The sequence below is a fragment of the Streptomyces aureoversilis genome, assembly GCF_042657885.1.
Lineage (GTDB): Bacteria > Actinomycetota > Actinomycetes > Streptomycetales > Streptomycetaceae > Streptomyces > Streptomyces aureoversilis.
In genome coordinates this window covers 1-584 of record NZ_JBHSKJ010000085.1, presented here as the reverse complement: position 1 = coordinate 584, position 584 = coordinate 1, and the positions used below count along the sequence as shown (strand labels likewise).

Below are 584 nucleotides of genomic sequence, written 5' to 3'. Positions count from 1 at the left end.
CTGCTGGTGCAGGTCACGGTGGAGACCACCGGCACGATGCTCCTCGGCTCGGAGATCGGGGCCGCCCTGACGGCGCTGGAGCCGCTGGGCATCGACATGATCGGCCTGAACTGCGCGACCGGTCCGGCCGAGATGAGCGAGCACCTGCGCTACCTCTCCCGGCACGCCCGTACGCGCGTCTCCGCCATGCCCAACGCGGGTCTGCCGGTGCTGGGGAAGAACGGAGCGCACTACCCGCTGTCCCCCGCCGAGCTGGCGGACGCGCACGAGTCGTTCGTGCGGGAGTACGGGCTCTCGCTGGTGGGCGGCTGCTGCGGTACGACGCCGGAGCACCTGCGGCAGGTCGTGGAGCGGGTGCGGGGCCTCACGCCGGCCGAGCGGGCGCCGCGGCCGGAGCCGGGCGCGGCGTCCCTCTACCAGACCGTCCCCTTCCGTCAGGACACCTCCTACCTGGCGATCGGCGAGCGGACGAACGCCAACGGTTCGAAGAAGTTCCGCGAGGCGATGCTGGAGGGCCGCTGGGACGACTGTGTGGAGATGGCCCGCGACCAGATCCGCGAGGGCGCGCACCTGCTGGACCTGTG

The 584-nt window shown here is 72.3% G+C and carries 1 protein-coding gene; it reads left to right on the top strand.

Going from position 1 to position 584, the window contains the following annotated elements:
* The coding region (locus ACFPP6_RS36530; RefSeq protein WP_382051153.1) for a homocysteine S-methyltransferase family protein at window positions 1–584 on the top strand (584 nt) is incomplete at both ends.